Source organism: Lacihabitans sp. CS3-21 (assembly GCF_024343675.1).
Taxonomy (GTDB): domain Bacteria; phylum Bacteroidota; class Bacteroidia; order Cytophagales; family Spirosomataceae; genus Leadbetterella.
The window spans coordinates 1-16,342 of record NZ_RJUD01000016.1; the positions used below are offsets into that span (position 1 = coordinate 1).

General features: G+C 36.4%; 14 protein-coding genes and 1 riboswitch. Of the genes, 5 read left to right on the forward strand and 9 right to left on the reverse strand.

The window, feature by feature from the left end:
• The 3 genes from EGI24_RS10730 to hslU form a co-directional block, all read left to right on the forward strand.
• Positions 1-201: hypothetical protein (locus tag EGI24_RS10730; protein WP_255048391.1), on the forward strand; the 201-nt coding region annotated here is incomplete at its 5' end.
• A gap of 162 nt (positions 202-363) precedes the next feature.
• Positions 364-2,349, forward strand: coding sequence for a T9SS type A sorting domain-containing protein (locus EGI24_RS10735; RefSeq protein WP_255048392.1), 1,986 nt, complete (start codon positions 364-366; stop codon positions 2,347-2,349).
• A 345-nt stretch (positions 2,350-2,694) separates the two neighbouring features.
• Positions 2,695-4,071 (forward strand): ATP-dependent protease ATPase subunit HslU, encoded by a 1,377-nt coding sequence (gene hslU / locus EGI24_RS10740; RefSeq protein ID WP_262926193.1) that lies wholly within the window; start codon positions 2,695-2,697, stop codon positions 4,069-4,071.
• Positions 4,072-4,208: 137 nt separating this feature from the next.
• Here the strand turns inward: hslU and EGI24_RS10745 are convergent, their stop codons facing one another.
• Both EGI24_RS10745 and gndA read right to left on the reverse strand, forming a co-directional pair.
• On the reverse strand, positions 4,209-4,739 hold the full coding sequence (locus EGI24_RS10745; RefSeq protein ID WP_255048393.1) for a DUF255 domain-containing protein: 531 nt from the start codon (positions 4,737-4,739) through the stop codon (positions 4,209-4,211).
• A 48-nt stretch (positions 4,740-4,787) separates the two neighbouring features.
• Positions 4,788-6,671: an NADP-dependent phosphogluconate dehydrogenase gene (gndA, locus tag EGI24_RS10750; protein WP_255048394.1), complete on the reverse strand. Its 1,884-nt coding sequence runs from the start codon at positions 6,669-6,671 to the stop codon at positions 4,788-4,790.
• A gap of 147 nt (positions 6,672-6,818) precedes the next feature.
• Here gndA and EGI24_RS10755 point away from each other — a divergent pair, with 147 nt between their 5' ends.
• Both EGI24_RS10755 and EGI24_RS10760 read left to right on the forward strand, forming a co-directional pair.
• The gene (locus EGI24_RS10755; RefSeq protein ID WP_262926194.1) at positions 6,819-8,009 is read left to right on the forward strand and encodes a M20 family metallopeptidase; all 1,191 of its coding nucleotides are present in this window, start codon (positions 6,819-6,821) and stop codon (positions 8,007-8,009) included.
• A 103-nt stretch (positions 8,010-8,112) separates the two neighbouring features.
• The gene (locus tag EGI24_RS10760; RefSeq protein ID WP_255048395.1) at positions 8,113-8,409 is read left to right on the forward strand and encodes a hypothetical protein; all 297 of its coding nucleotides are present in this window, start codon (positions 8,113-8,115) and stop codon (positions 8,407-8,409) included.
• Here the strand turns inward: EGI24_RS10760 and nth are convergent, their stop codons facing one another.
• The 7 genes from nth to EGI24_RS10795 form a co-directional block, all read right to left on the reverse strand.
• Complete coding sequence (gene nth, locus EGI24_RS10765; protein ID WP_255048396.1) at positions 8,410-9,096, reverse strand: endonuclease III; 687 nt, start codon at positions 9,094-9,096, stop codon at positions 8,410-8,412.
• An 83-nt stretch (positions 9,097-9,179) separates the two neighbouring features.
• Positions 9,180-10,283 (reverse strand): VWA domain-containing protein, encoded by a 1,104-nt coding sequence (locus tag EGI24_RS10770; RefSeq protein ID WP_255048397.1) that lies wholly within the window; start codon positions 10,281-10,283, stop codon positions 9,180-9,182.
• On the reverse strand, positions 10,283-10,471 hold the full coding sequence (locus EGI24_RS10775) for a hypothetical protein (protein WP_255048398.1): 189 nt from the start codon (positions 10,469-10,471) through the stop codon (positions 10,283-10,285). Before EGI24_RS10775 ends, EGI24_RS10770 begins: the two co-directional genes overlap by 1 nt.
• Positions 10,468-11,037 (reverse strand): zeta toxin family protein, encoded by a 570-nt coding sequence (locus tag EGI24_RS10780; protein ID WP_255048399.1) that lies wholly within the window; start codon positions 11,035-11,037, stop codon positions 10,468-10,470. Before EGI24_RS10780 ends, EGI24_RS10775 begins: the two co-directional genes overlap by 4 nt.
• Positions 11,038-11,255: 218 nt before the next feature.
• Positions 11,256-12,392 carry a carboxynorspermidine decarboxylase gene (nspC, locus tag EGI24_RS10785; protein WP_255048400.1) on the reverse strand — a complete coding sequence of 379 codons (1,137 nt, stop codon included), beginning with the start codon at positions 12,390-12,392 and terminating at the stop codon, positions 11,256-11,258.
• 91 nt (positions 12,393-12,483) lie between these two features.
• Positions 12,484-14,445 carry a TonB-dependent siderophore receptor gene (locus EGI24_RS10790; protein ID WP_255048401.1) on the reverse strand — a complete coding sequence of 654 codons (1,962 nt, stop codon included), beginning with the start codon at positions 14,443-14,445 and terminating at the stop codon, positions 12,484-12,486.
• A 65-nt stretch (positions 14,446-14,510) separates the two neighbouring features.
• Positions 14,511-14,714, reverse strand: a riboswitch (cobalamin riboswitch).
• Positions 14,715-14,778: 64 nt separating this feature from the next.
• Positions 14,779-15,990, reverse strand: a complete 1,212-nt coding sequence (locus EGI24_RS10795) for a saccharopine dehydrogenase family protein (protein ID WP_255048402.1) — start codon at positions 15,988-15,990, stop codon at positions 14,779-14,781.
• Between the last annotated feature and the right edge of the window lie 352 nt (positions 15,991-16,342).

Genomic DNA, 16,342 nt, shown 5'->3' on the forward strand with positions numbered 1-16,342 from the left:
ACTCCAACCTTTGCAGCCATACCTTCAACAGGTATAATTGCATCGAGTTTACCTAATCCTGCGTCTGCATCACAAGATTATTCAGTAAGGGTAATTAACACTTTCGGATGTACTATTGATGTAACAGTTCCATTAGTAGCCAAAGATTGTACTTGTCCTGGTGGATACTGTGAGCCTGCAACGGTTACAAAAACAAAATAATGTTTGAACATTGAGTGAACTCAAAGCGTGAACTCAATCAGATAGATTAATATGCAAATACCTGAAATTAAACCTTCGGGTATTTGCTTTTTAAACCCAAAAAATAAATTAAAAAATTGGGTGAATTACAAAAAGTAGAAGTTTAAAACAATAAAACCTAAAATGGAAAAATTCAATTTGAATTTCCGTTATCCATCCATAATAATACATATAATTCTTTTTGGGATTTTTTTCTTTTTTTCTTTCGAAAGCAAAGCTGAAAACAACGATTCCCTAAGTTTTATTTGTAAACGTCCAACCTTTACAACCAGACATAATGATGTAACTTCTCCAACTACAAGCGATGGAAGATTGCTTATTACAACAATAGACTACGCCACACATTACGAAATTATCGAAGGCACCAATACACCTTTTGACTTTGCTCAGTCTGTTCCTTTACCGCCGCAACAATTTGAAATAGAAATAAAAAATATTTCAAACCCAACAGGTAAAAAGATATATAGAATTAGACTATACAATGAAGGCGAAAATTGCTACACAGACGAAACTGTTACCTTTGAACATATCAATTTTGCGGCAGACAGAGATTATGCTACGGTTGAGCTGGTTCAAGGCATAGATAACTCAACGCCTAAAATAGGTGATTTGGTCACTTTTACAGCGATTATTCAAAATAAAGGAACAAAAACTTCTGAGGACATAGAAGTTAGATTGATTCAAAGTTTGAGTTTAGAAACCATTAATTTTTATACCGAACAAGGTCAGTTCACGTCGGTAGGTAACATCTGGAGAATCGGAAAACTCTCAGGAGGAAAATCAGTAAAGTTGGTTTTGAGATTGAAAGTAAAATCAACTGGATTGTCTTATTTATCTTCATTTATCTCACAAGAAGGTGTTAAAATATATGAATATGCCGATGCCCAAGCTTCTGGCATAGTAGGTGGAAAACGAAGCGGAACCAGCTGTGTAACCGTACCGATCGCTATTAATTCTGACGAAGTTTATAAAATGGTCTTGAAAGAGTACAAGGGTATCAAATGGTATTATAAAGATGCTTCGGGCAATTTTTCTGAAATTAATGACAAAACTAATCCAGCTTTAGCGGTTATAAATCCAGACAGTTCATTGACCATCAAACAAGGCGGTGAGTTTTCATTTTCTAAAAAAGTAGGCGACTGTAACATCAGTAGTTGTTGCCCGGTTATTGTTGAATCTTGTTCGGGACCACCTATCGTGGTTGATTCGGTTTATTGCAACACCACTGTCGACAGTTACAATATCGTAATTCATCTTGAAAATGATAAATATAGTTTGATAGAGAAAGTGTTTTTTGCGATGGCCAACCTCAACTTTCCTGTACTTACCAACTATTTGAGTAGAATCAATACCTTACCATTGACATCAAGTTCTGGTTTTGTGACTTCACTGGGCAACAGTTCTTACAGAATTGAAAATATTCCTGCCTTTATGCCGAATGTTACGCTGGTTTCCAGTGACTTAACAGGTAAATGTCGGAACGTTAGAATAGTGAATGCTCCAAACTGTACCAAACCTTTGGGTATGCCAGTGTTGGATGAAACCACTCAGTTTATCAATGAGGACCAAATGCCCCCGGCTTTTTTGGTTATTACAAAAGAAGCAGGTGCAGAAATCGTTTGGTTTGAAGACGAACTCGCTCAAAAGCAAATACATACAGGAAAGAAATTCAGAGCTAAAAAACCAGGTGTTTATTATGTGGCATTTCGCGACAAAAAAACCAAGAGTGTTGGTCCTACAGTAAAGGCTTATTTAAAAGAATTGGCTGCTGAAAAACCAGGCAAATTTGGTGGTGAAGATGTTTGCGACTGCGACAATCCATTGATGGTTCCGCAAGGCGATTTAGGTGATTTGAGTTCGGCTAAGGCTTATCCCAATCCAGTAAGTGATTTGTTGACAGTAGATTATAGGATACCAAAAACTGCGGCAAAAGCTGCTTTAAACTTTTCAAATGTCAATGGAAAACAAATGAAATTGATAGAGTTATCCAAAACTACCAACTCAGTAAAAGTTGAGACCAATCGTTGGGTGGATGGCACATATTTCTACAGTCTTATAGTAGATGGGATTCGTACTTTCAGTCAAAAAATTATTGTTTCACATCAGTAATATTTTGTCACAAAAAGCTTTATTTACAAAGACTTTCCAAAGATTTTTGAAGCTATTATTGTGATATTTCATTGAATAAGTTCAAACTTTACTATTACACAAAGTTCTAGTATGCATACGTCAAAAGGTTATTGAAGTTGACAAAAGATTCTTTTCGAAATCTGATTTCAAATAATAACTTTGAGAGCCTTGGTAAACCTTCATGTAATAGTCTTCTATCTACTTCTTACTGCTAAAACCAAACCCTAAATTCATCCATTTTTTTTTAGCTCAACCTTTTTCCAAAAATCACATTGAAAAGCCTTATTTTTTATGTTTTTTTGTATTCAATTTTAAAAATTCTGAATGAACAAAATAATAGATAACCTCACTCCTGGTCAAATTGTAGCGGAATTGGACAAATATATAATTGGTCAAAAAGATGCAAAAAAGAATGTAGCTATTGCTCTTCGTAACCGTTGGAGAAGGATGAATGCCACACCTGAAATGCAACAAGAAATTATTCCGAACAACATCCTTATGATCGGTTCGACAGGTGTTGGAAAAACCGAAATTGCCCGTAGATTGGCTAAAATTGCTGATGCACCGTTCACAAAAGTAGAGGCCTCAAAGTTTACTGAAGTTGGATATGTTGGACGAGATGTAGAAAGCATGGTGAGAGATTTGGTTGACCAAAGTATCAACATAGTTAAGACAAAAAAGAAAGAGGAGGTAAAAATAAAAGCTACCGAAGCTGTCGAAGATAAGATACTAAATATACTCATTCCTCCATTAAAAAAATCAAACGCTAAAAAAGACGAATTAGATTTGGATGCCCAAGAAGATTCAGAACTCAACCAGGAAACTAGGGAGGCATTTAAAAATAAACTGAAAAATGGAGACTTAGATAATAGAAAAATTGAGATCGATGTGGCTGGTTCTAGTGTATCACCAATTGGTGTAATGGGTGGCCCAATTGACGATGTTTCTATGATGAATATCCAAGAAATGATTGGTGGTTTTATGCCTAAAAACAATAAAAAGCGTAAAGTAAGTATAGCTGAAGCCCGTAAAATATTGATGGAGGAAGAATCTGCCAAGTTGATAGATATGGACGAAGTAAAAGAGGAGGCCATTTGGAAAGCTGAGAATTTAGGAATGATTTTTATTGACGAAATAGATAAAATTGCATCCTCTGGTGGGAAGTCAGGACCAGATGTAAGTAGGGAAGGGGTTCAGCGAGACTTGTTGCCAATCGTTGAAGGTTCGACTGTCAACACCAAACACGGTGCCATTAAAACCGACCATATTTTATTCATAGCCGCGGGTGCATTTCATGTTTCAAAGCCATCCGATTTGATTCCAGAATTACAGGGTCGTTTTCCAATCCGTGTCGAATTGGAATCTTTGACCGAAGATAATTTCTACCATATTCTGAAAACTCCAAAAAATGCTTTAACCAAACAATATGTGGCCATGCTAGAATCAGAAGGCGTAGGCCTAACTTTTAGCGATGATTCATTGCGAGAACTGGCATCTTTGGCGTTTCAAGCCAACTTAGAGGTAGAAAACATCGGAGCAAGAAGACTACAGACGGTGATGTCACATTTACTTAATGATATTCTTTTTGATGTGCCAGAAAAAATAATCCCAGGCTCAAATATAGAAATATCAAAAGAAATGGTTTCTGAAAAATTGGCAAGCCTAATTAAGAATAAAGACCTGAGTCAGTATATTTTGTAGAAAAAAGTGTTTAATTTTTTTATTACGCTTTCATATAAAAAATGGTCTCGTCGAGGCCATTTTTTATGAATAAAAAATCAGCACCAACTGACCTCAGCAAGGTCAGATTATGTTTAAGTGAGGTCTAATTATGTTTCTTACATGGCCTTTTTGGCAAACAATTTACTATAGGTGATACCTTTATAGTTTTCAAATTGTTCTTTTTTGTGAAAATTTCCTCCAAAATATGTAATGATTTGGTGAAAATCTTTAGCATTCATATATCCTGGTACCGGTTGAATCATGTTGAATGATTCATCTAAATAAACAATGCTTGGGTAGCTCATTTTGCCTTGCAGAAGTGCAATGGCTACTTCATTGGATCGATTCGCTTCATCAAATTTATAAACAGAGGTTCCAAGTTTTATGCTTTTTTTAGACTCCGCATCTAGCTTTACAGCATAATAGTTTTGATTAACATAATTAATGACCTCAGCATTTGTAAAAGTCTCTTTATCCATCACTTTACACCATCCACACCAACCTGTATATACATCGATCAATACCTTCTTAGGTGTTATTTTCTGTTTGGCATAGGCTTCCTCGATGGTCAACCAATTTATTTTAGTTTGGGCATTTGCAAAAACTACTGAAAGCAACAATATTAAAAAAGTCAATTTTATTTTCATTGGTAACAATTCTTTTTTTATTCTAACGCAAATGCTGTTCCAAAAATTTCAATTCCAAATCGTATGAAAAAACTTTCCTCGCTCTGCATCAACTCTTTGGTAGGTGTGGGCCCCAAAAAAGTCTCTTTGGGCTTGGATAATATTGGCTGTTTGGAGGGAAGCATTTAGTGAGTTTACAAAATCGTTGGCAGAAAGCATACAAGGAATTGGAAGCTCTGATTCAATACTGGCCATGCAAAAACTTTTCAAAGCATATTTAGAATTGCTTATTTCATCTGAAATTTCTTGGATATTAAACAAGTCATCTTCAATTTTAAAATACTCCTTTATTTTTTCCATTAGTGTACTTCTGATAATACAACCATTGGTCCAAATTCTAGCAATTTCTGATAAATTGAGCTTCCAATCAAATTCATCAGAGGCAGTTTTTATCAATCCAAAGCCTTGTTGGTGATTAATGATTCTCGCCAGTTTGTATGCATTTTTTACTTTTTCTAAATCAAGCTTGTTTTCGGAGATAGCTTTTTCAAATGCGAAATGCTTATATTTTTCTCTTATTGTAGAAGTATATCTTGCAAACAAAGCCGAGGTAATCAAGGTAGCTGGCAAGCCCATTTCTGTAGCGGTTACAGTCGTCCAGTTTCCAGTACCTTTATTGCCAGCTTGGTCTAAAATGATATCAATAAGCCATTTATCATCTTCTTTTTTTGTTAGGATTTTGGCCGTAATTTCCAACAGATAACTCTGGAGCTCGCCCTTATTCCATTCTTCAAAAATTTCTGATATAGTGTTCGGATCTAAACCGTTTTTATATCTTAAAAGTGCATAAACCTCAGCTACGAGTTGCATTTCTGCATATTCTACACCGTTATGAACCATTTTTATAAAGTGTCCTGAGCCATCTGGTCCTATATAGGTACAGCAACTTTGTCCATTAGCGTCTTTGGCGGCTATTTTATCAAGAAACGGCTCAATATATTTATAAGCATCCAAGTTTCCTGAAGGCATTATGGATGGGCCTTTCAAGGCTCCTTCTTCACCACCAGATACACCTGTACCGATAAAATGAATTCCATCTTTCGATAAGTAATCAATCCTTCTTTTGGTATCTTTAAAATGAGAGTTTCCTCCGTCTATTAAAACATCTTCCTTCTCTAAATAGGGTTTTATTTTGTCAATAAACTCATCAGTTTCAACACCAGCTTTTATCATCAAGAAAATCTTTCTTGGTGTTTGGAGAGACTTACAGAATAATTCTAAATCTTCAAATCCTTGTGCTTGGTGGAGTTCCTCAAAATCTGAAATGAATTTTTCTGCTACTTTCTCCTCTTTTCCAGCTACAAACCGATTGAAAAGTGAGAGTTTCGTGCCATTATTGGCTAGGTTGCGGGCCAGGCTTTTCCCCATTACGCCCAAGCCTACTAAACCAAATTCACCCTTGTTTATTTTGGCTAAGGTTTCTTTTATCATTTCTTCTGGTGATTTGCTTAAATCTATATCTATTGCGTTTTGCGGCTCTTCCAATATATTAAATTGAGAATCAAGTAATTGACTTGGCATGAAATGTCCTTTTCGGGCGTTAATTCTAGCCTGAATAATCTCCTTCGTGCCTTTTAAATAAACGAAGACAATTTCATCTTTAATATTTTCTGATAAAATCTCACGATATTTTTCTTTGAGGGCTGAACATGCAAAAACCGCTGATTTATTATCGTTTATGAGATTTTTTGCCGATTTATTAATTCTATCTAACCATTCATATCGATCTTCGTCTGTCAAGGGATTTCCAGCCGACATTTTAGCAATGTTTTTTTCAGGGTGAAAATCGTCTCCATCATAAAAACCAAGACCAAGTTTTTCTGCTAATAGTAAGCCAAGGGTGGTTTTACCACTTCCCGAGACGCCCATTATTATAAATATTTTTTTATTCAAAAAAGTAAAATTTTTTTCAAAATTATGGCCTTTTTATCTAATATTCCTTTTTTGTTTCGGAAAAATCTAAAAAAAAAGAATTTAATTTGGCAATAGGCCCATTGTTTCAAATCAACCCTTTAATTTTGGGTTGAAAACAAGAATTCTATGTACATTTTAGAGAAAATAAAAAACTTAGCAAAGGAAAATTTAGAAAAAACGGTAAGGCTGAGAAGGCACTTACACGAAAATCCCGAATTGTCTTTTTGTGAGTTTGAAACCGCCAAATATATAGCCGCTGAACTTAGGGGGATTGGCATAGAACCGCAAGAGGGAGTGGCCGGAACTGGCTTAGTAGCCTTGATATCAGGCAAAAATCCTGAAAAAAGAACAATTGCTTTGAGGGCAGATATAGATGCTTTGCCAATAGTTGAGTTGAATGAAATTTCGTATAAATCTAAAAATGAGGGTGTTATGCACGCGTGTGGACATGATGTACACACTGCTTCGTTGTTAGGTGCAGCTAGAATTTTAAATTCTTTGAAAGATGAATTTGAAGGTACTATAAAATTGATATTTCAGCCTGCTGAGGAAAAAGCCCCAGGCGGTGCATCGGTCATGATAACTGAGGGTGTATTGCAAAATCCAGGGGTTGATGCAATAATTGGTCAGCACGTTGCTCCAAATATTCCTGTTGGAAAAATTGGCTTTAGAGAAGGAATGTACATGGCCAGTACCGACGAAATATATATGAAAATTATCGGTAAAGGTGGCCATGGAGCAGCTCCACATCAAGCCATCGACCCCATAGTAGTCGCTTCTCATATTATTATTGCCCTTCAACAAATCATTTCCAGAAATAGAAACCCTGCTTTTCCCTCTGTTCTCACACTTGGCAAATTTATAGCCGAAGGAGCAACCAATATTATTCCTAATGAGGTTTATATAGAAGGAACTTACAGGTGTATGGACGAAGGTTGGAGAGCCGAGGGATTAGAAAAAATGCAAAAGATGGCTGAAGGAATGGCTGAAGCAATGGGAGCTAAATGTGAATTTTGGATTGTTAAAGGCTACCCATTTTTACAAAATGATCCAGATCTTACCAAAGAAATGAGAGCCATTGCGACTGATTATGTAGGAGCTGAAAATATTGTGAATTTGGATTTGTGGATGGGCGGGGAAGATTTTGCATATTATAGCCAAAAAGTTGCGGCCTGTTTTTATAGATTAGGTACTAGAAATGAAGAACTTGGCATAATTTCTGGTGTGCACACTTCCACCTTCAATATTGATGAAAAAGCCTTGGAAATAGGGCCAGGATTAATGGCATATATGGCCATTAAAAATTTGGAAAAATAAAATAGCCAGATATTCTGATAAACTTACCACATATCGAATAGTGAGAGCGGAGTGAAATTTTGGCACAGTTTTTTCAATACTTTAGCATAAAGAAACACCTTTTATGCAATTTGTAATTATAAGTTTTCAGGTTTTGGGTTCAGTCTCACTTTACTATTGGTTTTTTTTCAATAGCGAATTTTTTTATCTGCTTAACAAACACAAAAATGCCAATCCGCTATATTTGTTTTTTTTACCTTTAGGTTTTATAGCCTATCCGGCTATTTTGGCTTTGGCTTATAAGGTTGCTTGGGATTATTTCGAAGAAGAATCTTTTTTGAATGCCATTTTGTTTTCTATGGTCCCAATGGTGTTTTTTTTCGTAGGTTTTTATGTTTTGAAAAAAATAAAAAGCTTATAATTAGTTGATTGAAGGTAATTTTTTGTCAACTACAGTTATTCCATACTTCTGTATTTTCTCATATGATTTACAAAATTGAGTAATTCCGCATTCTGAACATTTTGGGTTTCTCGCCAAGCAGGTATATCTTCCGTGTAATATCAACCAATGGTGTGCTTTAGGTATGATTTTTTCATCAAAAAGCTTAACCAATTCTTTTTCCACCAATAATGGATTTTTGGCCTTTAAAGTCACCAAGCCCAAACGATGCGAAACCCTGAAAACATGGGTATCTACTGCCATAGTAGGTTGATTATGAATTACTGAGGCTATAACATTGGCAGTTTTTCTGCCTACGCCCGGCATTTTAGTGAGTTCATCGATGGTGTCTGGCACTATGTTATTGAACTCCTCCACCAATATTTTGGCCATACCCACCAAGTGTTTAGCTTTGTTGTTGGGGTATGAAATACTTTTTATATATTCAAAAACTTCGTCGGAGTCAGATCTCGAAAGGCTTGTTGCATTGGGAAATCGCTTGAAAAGTTCAGGAGTTACCATATTCACGCGTTTATCGGTACACTGTGCCGAGAGAATCACCGCCACCAACAATTCATAAGGATTGGAATAGCTCAGCTCCGTTTCAGGATTGGGCATATTTGCCTCAAAATATTCAACAAGACTTTTATAGCGTTCTTTTAGGGTCATTTTAGAAATAGCTTTTAGCAGTGGGCTATTAGCTTATATAAATTATTGAAAATTACTTTTACTTACTTCTCCGCAGTTAGAATTCATTTCACTTTACGTCTTCTATTTCTTTCAAAATCTTCAAGAACAAACCCACCCAATCCATCCAGGTTACTATAATAGGCTCGGCCTTTGTTTATTTCGGTGAATTCGTGTACAAATTGCTTTAAGTAAGCATCTTGTGCAATCATAAATGTCGTAATTGGAATATTTAATCTTCTTGCCTGAGCGGCTATGTTGAAGGTTTTGTTTACGATTTTCCTATCTAAACCAAAGCTGTTCTTGTAATATCTGATTCCTTCTTTCAAGCATGTAGGTTTGCCATCGGTGATCATGAAAATTTGCTTATTTTTGGTTTTTCTTCTTCTGAGCAAATCCATGGCGAGCTCTAAACCGGCCACTGTATTGGTGTGATAAGGGCCAACTTCCAAATACGGAATGTCTTTTAATGAAATTTGCCAAGCGTCGTTTCCAAAAACGATGATATCCAAAGTGTCTTTCGGATAACGAGTTCGGATGATTTCGGCCATGGCCAAGGCTACTTTTTTGGCGGGTGTTATGCGGTCTTCGCCATATAAAATCATGGAATGGCTGATGTCAATCATCAAAACTGTGGAGGTCTGAATGTTTGATTCTCTGTCGGTTACCTCCAAATCTTTTTCATATATCACCAAGTCATCGCTCATGCCGTTGTTGATTTGGGCATTGCGGATAGACTCCGTCATGGCTATTTGGTCCAGACTGTCACCGAATTGAAATGATCGGATATCACTGCTGTTTTCGTCAGAACTTCCAGTGTAAGCAGTTCGATGGTTTCCTGTAGATTTTGCTCTTTTGAGTTTTCCGAAAATCTCCTCCAAACTGCGTTTGCGGATACTTTGCTCTGACTTGGGCGTCATAATCATCTCACCGTCGCCATCTACTTCGGCCAAATAACCTTTCTCTTTGAGGTCATCAATAAAATCTGCAATGCCATATTTGTCGTCAGTAAGCTTGTATTGCCTATCCAAATCGTTCATATATGCCAAAGCTTCTGATACATTGCCCGAAAATATCAAAAGCAGTTGCTGAAAAATATCTAGGAGCTTCTCGAAACCCGTATTTTTCTTTTCGTCTGGCTTGAAGTCTGAAAACTGAAATCCTAGCATTATTCTTTTTCTATTTTTTGATATTTAATCTCGGGCTCAGCCAAAAAAGGGTCTAAGTGTACGATTTTTCCGTCAATTGAACTAACAATTGGAGTCTTTTTATATTTCTTGTATTCTACCATTTTTTTGTAAGAATCTTCCATCCCTTTCAAGACTTTGTCATGTAATTGAAATTCTGACTTTTTCATATAGTATTTTTTGAAATTAAACCCCAAATTTTTTCATCCAAGATGTTATAATTCAATGAATTACCTTCCGCGACTATTTTCGACTCATTTTGTGAATTATCAATAAAAATCCACTCATCAACAATCGCCAAATAGATTTTGAAGAGGTTTTTCAAACCATTGGAATATCTTCTTATAATGGTGTCTTGAGGAATGTTATGCCCTCCTTCTTCCACTCTCGTTTTAACTCTTTGAACTGCTAAATTTGGAGAGTTCAAATAAATAAAAATAAGAAATGTTTCGTATCCTTCCTCCTTTGCTCTTATCAACAAGTTTTTATAGCTTTTTGTTGCTAAGGTGGTTTCAAAAGCGAAAGTTTCTCCTGCTTCCAGCAAATGATTTATTCTTGAGAGCATTATTCTGCCAGCTTCCAAGGCCACACGCTCCGGCTTGAAAGGTGAAAGTGCTTTAGCTATTTCGTCTGCATTTACAAACTCTTGGCAATCTAACAACTCAGGCAAAAGCGATTGCGAAGCAGTGGTCTTTCCTGCTCCATTTGGACCCGCAATTACATAGATTCGTTTCATAATATTGACTTTAGCGTATTAGTTTGGTACAGCGTATTTTAAGTTTTCATTTTTACTTACCTTGTGTTTTGAGTTTCTCAGAGCTTTTCTCTACAATCATACTTTGATTAACTTTCAATCTAAAAACCTTTACAAATTGTACCTTTCAAAACACAAATATTAATAGAACTATGATTCCTATGTGCCTATGTGTTTTTTTGAAAACAGTTGTCAAACACTCAAATCTTCTCCTTAAAACTCTCAAAACCGAAGCTTTTTACTAACTCAAATGAATCATCCTCATGCCATATACCAATAGATGGCAATCCAACCCCATTAAAAGTAGTGGTCTTTACCATCGTATAGTGAATCATGTCATCAAAAATTATGGTATCGCCAATTTTCAAAGGTTTTTCGAATGAATATTCTGACATATAATCGCCTGCTAAACAGGTCATGCCACCCAACCTATAAGTTGGTCTTCCTTCTATAGGATCCGATGCTCCCCAAACTTTTGGCTTGTAGGGCATTTCTAAAGTATCGGGCATGTGAGCTGCAAACGAAATATCCAAAATGGCCACATCAACGCCTTGGGCATCCACAATATCCAATACTCGGCTTCTCAAATAGCCCGTTTGCCATGCAATAGCAGAACCCGGTTCTAGAATAATATCAATGTTATAGGTGGCTTTCAAACGTTTGATAGTGGCTATAAGGTGTGCGTGGTCATAACCTTCTTTGGTCATAAGATGTCCACCTCCAAGATTCAGCCATTTGATTTGGTGCAACAAATCGCCGAATTTTTCTTCGATATGTACCAAAGTTCTTTCCAAAACATAAGAGTCGTTCTCGCACATGGTGTGTGAATGCAGACCTTCGATTCCTTCAGGCAAAATGTCTCCAAGAGCGTCTCTTGTGATTCCCAAACGCGAACCCACCACGCAAGGATTGTACATATCGGTGCTTACTTCGGCGTATTGTGGATTGATTCGTAAGCCCATTGATATTTTTCTGTCAAAAGCATCCACTTGGTCTTTAAACTGATGAAACTGATTCAAGGAATTGAAAGTAATATGCGAACTGTAACCAATCAATTCTTCAAATTCCTCAGGTTTATAGGCTGGTGCATAGGTATGGGCAAGACAATCCATTTCCTCAAAAATGAGTCGGGCTTCGTTCAGCGAGCTGGCAGTAGCACCTGAAAGGTATTTTTTGACCATTGGGAACATTTTGTACATCGAAAAGCCCTTCAAGGCCAAGATGATTTCTGCACCTGATTCGTTCTGAACTCGGTTAATCAATTCAAGGTTTTTGCGAAGAAGTTTTTCCTCTAAAACGTAGCATGGAGAAGGTATTTGTGAGAAATCGATTGCCATTTGTTTGGTTTTTTATGCGAAAATACTCAATCAAAAAAATACCGCCAAAGAAATTGAATCATTGGCGGTAATAATATCGGTTTTTAAAATTTTATTTTGTGAAGCTCAACCCAACTAACGCCGTAAATGGTCTAGATGAATAGCCGTAAACCTCGGTAAATGTTTTATTTGTTAGGTTTTGAATGTTTAAAAATACACCCATTGCATTGTTTAATTTATAATTCCAATTGGTATGTAGTTGCGTAAATCCATCAAGAAGAACTGCCTCGTTTGCAAAAGTATCGCTGTTGTAGTACAGGTCATTTCTTTTACTCAAATGCTGAGCCGTAATGGAACCTTTGAGTTTTGAATTAAAGCTATAAGCAAGCGTAAGATTCAAATTGTGGTTTGGTCTTCTCAAAAAAGTGTTGATTTCTTTAGCGTTTGATTTTAAATCGTCAGAAATTTTGCCATCTAAAAAAGTATAATTGGCTGATAATGAGATTTTTTTTAAGCTCAAATTTCCATCAACTTCCAAGCCGTCATTGTTTTGTTCTTCAAGGTTAATGTATTGACCATAAGGTGGTTGGTTTGTAGAAAGAAACGAAATAAGGTCAGTGTATTGTCTGTTGAAATATACCATTCTTAAGAAATTCAACTTCGATTTTCCAAAAAACTGCCAGCCCAAATCTACTGTTTTGGCGTTTTCAGGCTTCAGTTCAAGGTTTCCATACGGAGAATACAGCTGATAAAGGGCTGGGTTCTTGAAACTGCTTGAAGCGGTAGCAAAAAACTTGATGTACTCGTTTACCACATAAAATGGATTTATGGAATACGTGAAATTGTTTCCATAAACGGAATGATTGTTAAATCTACCGCCCAATTCTAATCCAAGTCCGTTTTCGAGGTTTAGGTTTAATGAACTGTACACGCTTTGGTTAGCTATGTTGGCCATATCCGCCAAAATTGGAGTGTCAGTATAAGGCCCAAAAGCATTTACTGAGAAATAGTCATAAGCCATGTTTTGGGATCTATAATCGGCTCCGATTAGCCATTCTATGGTTTTGTGAAATTTGAAATTTGTAAAAATCTCGGCAAAAGAAGCTTTCGAGGTATAATCGGTATTTGAAAAACTTGAAAAAGCACTTGCCGCAATATCCGAACTATCGTTCCTGAAATTTCGGTAAGTTTGGTTGTATAAATAATTAAAAACCAATTTCCCTTTTGGTAACTGTAGTTGCAATCCACCACCAACTTGATTGTTTTTACTCAAATATGTATAGTCTTTGTCATCCACAAATGCACCTTCGTCAAGATCAGTTTTATAAGCATTGAACCTGTATAATCCGTTAATAATTAGATTCTTTTTTAATTCATGGGTTATAGAGAGCTGAGAATTGGAGGTTTGGAAACCGTCGTTTTCAAACTTGTCTGCATCGTTTTTTGTTGCGGCTGTTGAAAAACCTCCTGTGCTAGCCAACGACTGTGAGAAATTATAATTCGTTTTGTTTACAGTGCCAAAAAAACCGAAGTTAGCTTGTAAGGTTTTCTGTGATCCAGCAGCTAAACTTGCAGAAATGCTTTGTTTTTCTTTATTTTTTCGGTTGGTAATGATGTTTACTACTCCACCGATAGCATCTGAACCATAAAGCGTTGATTGTCCGTTTTTCATGATTTCTATTCGCTCAATTTGTTGCAACGACAATAGATTAATGTCAAAAGTGCTTCCGATGCCCGAAGCCTCATTTACGGGTACGCCATCAATAAGTATCAAAGTATGGCCAAAATTTACACCTCTAAGAGATACATTTTGTGTGCTTCCGGCTGTTTGTCCACTGCCAATTACCATTACACCTACTTGCTGGCTAAGGAGTTGTCCAAGATTGAGACCAACATTGGCTTTGATTATTGAATCACCAATAACTGTTAAAACCTTACCTGTTTGATCCAACTTTTGCGGATACTTGTTGGCGGTAACCACTACATCTTGGAGTTGGTTTTCAGATTGAGAAAAAGAGAAATTTGCTTGCAGGCAGAAACCTACAAAAAGGATTTTTTTGAATGTTTGAAACATTTGTTTTTTGCAAAAAAAATAAAAAATGGGCGACCGCTCGTTGCTACACATCCACCGTATGACAGCAAAAAGGATAATTCTGGGGCAGGTCTCCTGGCTTGGTTTTTCATTTTTGCCTTCCCAATAAGTGTCAGCTTATCAGTGGCAATGAGGTAAAATGAAGCAAATAAACCGCACAGTTGCGGGGACAGCTCACGACTCTAACGTGATTCCCTATTATTCATTCGGTACAAGAAATGCACCTTTGAACCCTAAAACTGAGACAAAGGTAATTAACTCAAATAAAAAAAAGCAGCGAATGCTGCTTTTTAAATAAAATATGTTCGCTTTCCCTTAGTACTCATGCGGTAAAACTCCATCCAACTGCTCATTCCAAGGCAATCCGTGGATATTCAACAATTCCATAAATGGATCCGGATTTAGTTCTTCTACGTTGTAAACCCCCGGCTTCATCCATTCTTCGTTTGTGAGCATCAAAATGGCTCCAATCATAGCCGGTACACCTGTAGTATAGGACACAGCCTGCGATCTTACCTCTTTGTAAGCTTCGGCATGATGACAGTTATTCCACACATAATAAGTACGATCTTTTCCGTCTTTTATTCCCTTTATTTGGCAACCTATAGAGGTCTGTCCAGTATAATTTTCACCCAAAGATTCTGGAGCAGGTAATACAGCTTTCAAGAATTCAAGTGGTACAATGTCCATACCTTGGAACTTGATAGGGGCGATGCTCGTCATACCCACGTTTTCCAAAACTTGTAGATGTGTAATATAAGCCTGACCAAAAGTCATCCAAAATCTCGCTCTTTTCAAGGTCGGAAAATTCTTGACCAAAGATTCCAATTCTTCATGATATAGCACATAAGACTCCTTTGGTCCAATGTTTGGATAATCAATCGGTTTGTGAATCGACATAGCTGGAATTTCTACCCACTCACCATTTTCCCAATAACGGCCTGGTTGTGTAATCTCTCTAATATTAATTTCAGGATTGAAATTAGTTGCAAAAGCTTTTCCGTGGTCACCTGCATTGCAATCTATGATATCCAAATAATGCATTTCATCAAAATAGTGCTTGTTGGCATAGGCTGTGTACACCTGAGTAACGCCTGGGTCAAATCCACAACCCAAAAGTGCCATTAATCCTGCAGACTTAAAACGCTCTTGGTAAGCCCATTGCCAGCTGTATTCAAACTTAGCTACGTCTTTTGGTTCATAATTCGCAGTGTCCAAATAATGCACACCAGTTTCTAAACATGCATCCATGATGGTCAAATCTTGGTAGGGTAATGCAACATTTATAACCATCTTTGGCCCGAAAGATTTGATTAATTCAACCAATTCTGGCACATTGTCGGCATCAACTGCTGCAGTTTTAATGCTTACGCCATGCATTTCTTTTATTTCAGAAGCAATTCTTTCACATTTACTAACTGTGCGACTTGCCAACATGATTTCGGTAAAAACATTTGCGTTAAGAGCACATTTGTGAGCTACCACCGTTCCAACTCCTCCAGCACCAATTATAAGAACTTTAGACATTTATTGTAGATAGTTTTGATTCGGTTGCAAAAATACTAAATGCTTGAAATATGTAGCATTTATTTTTTATTAATCAGTTTATTCTGTGCCAAATTTTTAGAATTAGTTATTTTAGATTTACAATTTTTGTTTATTCAATCAAAAATTTACTGAACGGATACGAAAAACAGTTTTTATAAAATAATGCTTCAAATGGCATTATAATTGAAATGTATCTAATTAAATTTTGGTATTAAGTCATTATATCGCTTAAATATCCCTCCAATTATAGTATGCAAAAAACACCCAGAAACTATATTCAGAATATTGAAATAATTATCTATGTCCTTATTTTTATAGTTGCTATTTATGT

Coding starts and splice junctions, on each gene's coding strand:
- EGI24_RS10735 (WP_255048392.1), top strand. CDS start 364: ATGGAAAAATTCAATTTGAATTTCCGTTATCCATCCATAATAATACAT.
- hslU (WP_262926193.1), top strand. CDS start 2,695: ATGAACAAAATAATAGATAACCTCACTCCTGGTCAAATTGTAGCGGAA.
- EGI24_RS10745 (WP_255048393.1), bottom strand. CDS start 4,739: ATGAAAATAAAATTGACTTTTTTAATATTGTTGCTTTCAGTAGTTTTT.
- EGI24_RS10755 (WP_262926194.1), top strand. CDS start 6,819: ATGTACATTTTAGAGAAAATAAAAAACTTAGCAAAGGAAAATTTAGAA.
- EGI24_RS10760 (WP_255048395.1), top strand. CDS start 8,113: ATGCAATTTGTAATTATAAGTTTTCAGGTTTTGGGTTCAGTCTCACTT.
- nth (WP_255048396.1), bottom strand. CDS start 9,096: ATGACCCTAAAAGAACGCTATAAAAGTCTTGTTGAATATTTTGAGGCA.
- EGI24_RS10770 (WP_255048397.1), bottom strand. CDS start 10,283: ATGCTAGGATTTCAGTTTTCAGACTTCAAGCCAGACGAAAAGAAAAAT.
- EGI24_RS10775 (WP_255048398.1), bottom strand. CDS start 10,471: ATGAAAAAGTCAGAATTTCAATTACATGACAAAGTCTTGAAAGGGATG.
- EGI24_RS10780 (WP_255048399.1), bottom strand. CDS start 11,037: ATGAAACGAATCTATGTAATTGCGGGTCCAAATGGAGCAGGAAAGACC.
- nspC (WP_255048400.1), bottom strand. CDS start 12,392: ATGGCAATCGATTTCTCACAAATACCTTCTCCATGCTACGTTTTAGAG.
- EGI24_RS10790 (WP_255048401.1), bottom strand. CDS start 14,445: ATGTTTCAAACATTCAAAAAAATCCTTTTTGTAGGTTTCTGCCTGCAA.
- EGI24_RS10795 (WP_255048402.1), bottom strand. CDS start 15,990: ATGTCTAAAGTTCTTATAATTGGTGCTGGAGGAGTTGGAACGGTGGTA.